Consider the following 2781-nt stretch of genomic DNA (forward strand, 5'->3'; position numbering starts at 1 on the left):
AGGCGAGATCGCGCTGGGCGGCGCCGACAAACATCTCTCTTGGGACGACAAGCATTGCATCGAGTAGCGGCGCGCTGGTCACATCTGTGGTGCGGACCTGGCCGTCGACCATCTTGACGCGTAGTTCGGAGAAATCAGCGCTCATGTCCCAACCAGTCCGCTTGCCGCGCCAGAACCGCGGTCCATTGTGTCAGGAACTTCAGGCCCCTGCGCTGCCGCGCGGGGGCCCGGGCATTGGAGGCCTCGCCCGGAATCGAACCGGGGTGCAAGGATTTGCAGTCCTCTGCGTAACCACTCCGCCACGAGGCCTCATTGCTCCCGGCGTTCCACCCGGTTCCAATAGGTTGCGGCGAAAATGCCGTCAAGCGGCCACCTTGCATTCCGAACGGTTTCCTCGCGTCAGTCCGGACGGCGTCCGGCAAATCATCGGACCGCTTTATTAGCGGACAGTTAAGCATAGCCTGATGGGAGAAGAACGCATCCTGTCGCCGCATGACAGGGCAAGGCTTGCCTCGGCCGCGGCTGTTCTCAAGCAGATCCGTGAGGCACTGGAAGAGCAGGCCGCCCACTGAAACACCACCTTGCGCTATCGGCGGTCAATCGGGCCGGCGACGCCGTTCCCACCAGACGACAAAGCGACGCCGGTGACGGCGGACCATGGCGAATTCATAGGACAGCACCAGCAATCCGAGCGGAACCATCCAGAAGCCGAGGATCGGCAGGAAACCGAGGATGCCACCGATGGTCAGCAGGATGCCGATCGTGATTCTGAGCCCGCGCGAGCGCGGCATTTTGAACTCGCGCCCGAAAACAGAGATTTTGCGCGCCGGCATCTGGTTGTCTTGTGCTGTCATCGTCTCGAAAGATTGACCCGTTTCGATCGTTCGCAAGCATGCTCAAACCAAAGCCGCCGCCGCGCTTTCGGTTCCATATCCCTGCCAAGACGGCTAATATGAGGGCATCCTTCGACGATTGCGAGAAAGGCCTATGCGAAAAAGCCTCGGAAAAATGTGAAAAGCTTCTTTGCAAAGCCGAAAAGGGCAGCTATAGGCTGCGCCACTCACATAAGAGCCTCCGTTCCCCGGTAGCTCAGTGGTAGAGCAACCGGCTGTTAACCGGTTGGTCGCTGGTTCGAATCCGGCCCGGGGAGCCAAATTCTTCAAAGCGTTGAGACGGTCAGGTCGCCCATAGGGGCTGATCTATGGCATGTCTGGAAAACCGCAGGCAGCCGCAGGTTGATCCTCAACTTGACCTGGCGCCGCTATGCAGCGCGCTTCGATCACGGCGATCTCTTCACGGCGATCTCATCAGGATTTCATCTCTTGTCACCGTTCGGGTTGGGTGCCGGTGCCTCTCGCACATCTCGTGGTGGCGGGTCGACATGTTCAAGCTCTGGCGGGGCTTCTTTGTCCCGACGTCGGACAGGTAGCTTCTCCGGTTCGGGCTTCGATGGTGGTTCTTTGATCTTGCTCGGCATAATCGAGTTAACCGCACTGCCGGTCCCTTGTTCCCGCAGCAAGCCGAAAACCTGAATGGGGGAACCGGGCGCGCCAAAAAGCGTTTTCTCGCATGCTCAAGAAGATCGCCCTTGCCGCCGTGCTGGTCCAGGTTGCCGCGGTTTCGGCTCTCATCACTCAGACGGTCCTCTTCGCGTCCACGTCCACACAGGCCGCCAACGCGCAGCCCGGCGACGCAGTCGCTGTCACTGCCGACAAGGAACCGGACAAGGCGGCGCAGCCTGCTGGTGCCGACCAATGCCCAACCCGGCTTGTGACGAGCAAGGTTTTCACGAGCAACGCAATTACGGCGCAACGATAGTTCGCATCGATGCCGGCCGTCCGTCGATCCCCCCAATTTAAGTCAGGGCAGTGTGCTTGAAAGCGCAATGATTCCTGTTACTTGCGGCATGGGGCGAGTGCGTTTGGGTTGGGCAAGAATTGGGTATGATTTCATCAAATATGGAATGCCTGCGCTGTCATGGCAGCGGCAGGGTTTTCGACTGCTCCAAATGGTATGCGTCAAACGGACACTGCTGCCCTCAGGGAACCCATCGGGGTGGCTGCCCCGGAAAAACGGGTGCCTGCACGGAATGCGACGGCCTGGGGACAATGGCGGAGCCTCCGCTGAGGGCCGTGGCATAATCTGCGATAGTGTCGCATGCCGCTGATGGCGACGCGGACGCGCCCCCCAAAAAACCGTACTAACGGCTCGAACAACAACCGCCCGCCAAAGGTGAGCTGGCAGGGCAGCTCACCTTGTAGCGATGCGGAAACGACGACCATGCAGCCGAACCATCCTGATGGCGCCGCCCCTTATCAAGGCTAAGCGGTTACCCCACCACGACCTGACCTTGTGCCGTCCATCCAAGGGAATTGGGCAAGCGGGTCCTGCAAGATTTTGACGGATCTTGCGAAGCCGGCGACGGCATCGCGCGCCACCGTCAGCGGAACCTGGCCGTCGTGAGCACGCTGGCAAGCTCGAAAGGCCGTTTCGAAAATCGGACCTCGCCGTTCCCTTGGCCACTCCTCAAAGAAGTCGAACGCATCGTCGAGGCACCCTATTTCTTGAACGAACTCGCCATTCTTGACCAGGACCGGTCGGTCGAACGTCCTGTAACTCATGTGATCCTCCATTCCGCACGTTGGTTGTTGCTGGCTTGGGTCATCATGCGATTGCATGCTCCGGCTCGGCCAACATGCCGCCGCCTCCACGCCCGGGCGGCACCGTCGCAAAGGCCGGGATTGGCGGCGGATCATCATCGTCATCCCGCCAGGGGCGCCG

4 protein-coding genes, 2 tRNA genes and 1 pseudogene are annotated in these 2781 nt (G+C 60.3%); 3 read left to right on the forward strand and 4 right to left on the reverse strand.

What is annotated here, in order from left to right:
- The 3 genes and pseudogenes from EN925_RS41030 to EN925_RS30985 form a co-directional block, all read right to left on the reverse strand.
- A pseudogene (locus EN925_RS41030) lies at positions 1-145 on the reverse strand (protein-L-isoaspartate O-methyltransferase); the annotation flags it as partial.
- A gap of 90 nt (positions 146-235) precedes the next feature.
- Positions 236-309 (reverse strand) — tRNA-Cys (locus tag EN925_RS30980).
- Between the two features lie 287 nt (positions 310-596).
- Positions 597-854, reverse strand: coding sequence for a hypothetical protein (locus EN925_RS30985; protein ID WP_024503836.1), 258 nt, complete (start codon positions 852-854; stop codon positions 597-599).
- 224 nt (positions 855-1078) lie between these two features.
- Between EN925_RS30985 and EN925_RS30990 the strand changes: the two genes are divergently transcribed.
- Positions 1079-1153 (forward strand) — tRNA-Asn (locus tag EN925_RS30990).
- 416 nt (positions 1154-1569) lie between these two features.
- Positions 1570-1818 carry a hypothetical protein gene (locus tag EN925_RS30995; RefSeq protein WP_127370166.1) on the forward strand — a complete coding sequence of 83 codons (249 nt, stop codon included), beginning with the start codon at positions 1570-1572 and terminating at the stop codon, positions 1816-1818.
- 503 nt (positions 1819-2321) lie between these two features.
- Here the strand turns inward: EN925_RS30995 and EN925_RS31000 are convergent.
- On the reverse strand, positions 2322-2561 hold the full coding sequence (locus EN925_RS31000; RefSeq protein WP_245482152.1) for a DUF982 domain-containing protein: 240 nt from the start codon (positions 2559-2561) through the stop codon (positions 2322-2324).
- On the opposite strand from EN925_RS31000, the gene EN925_RS41035 reads away from it, so the two are divergent.
- On the forward strand, positions 2460-2781 hold a 322-nt coding region (locus EN925_RS41035; RefSeq protein WP_245487362.1), incomplete at its 3' end, for a hypothetical protein. The two genes, EN925_RS31000 and EN925_RS41035, sit on opposite strands and share 102 nt — an antisense overlap.

Origin of the sequence: Mesorhizobium sp. M7A.F.Ca.US.006.04.2.1, from assembly GCF_004022915.1 — a bacterium.
GTDB lineage: Bacteria > Pseudomonadota > Alphaproteobacteria > Rhizobiales > Rhizobiaceae > Mesorhizobium > Mesorhizobium ciceri.

What these genes read in the sequence shown, in the direction of transcription:
- EN925_RS30985 (WP_024503836.1), bottom strand. Translation starts at nt 854, where the DNA reads ATGACAGCACAAGACAACCAGATGCCGGCGCGCAAAATCTCTGTTTTC.
- EN925_RS30995 (WP_127370166.1), top strand. Translation starts at nt 1,570, where the DNA reads ATGCTCAAGAAGATCGCCCTTGCCGCCGTGCTGGTCCAGGTTGCCGCG.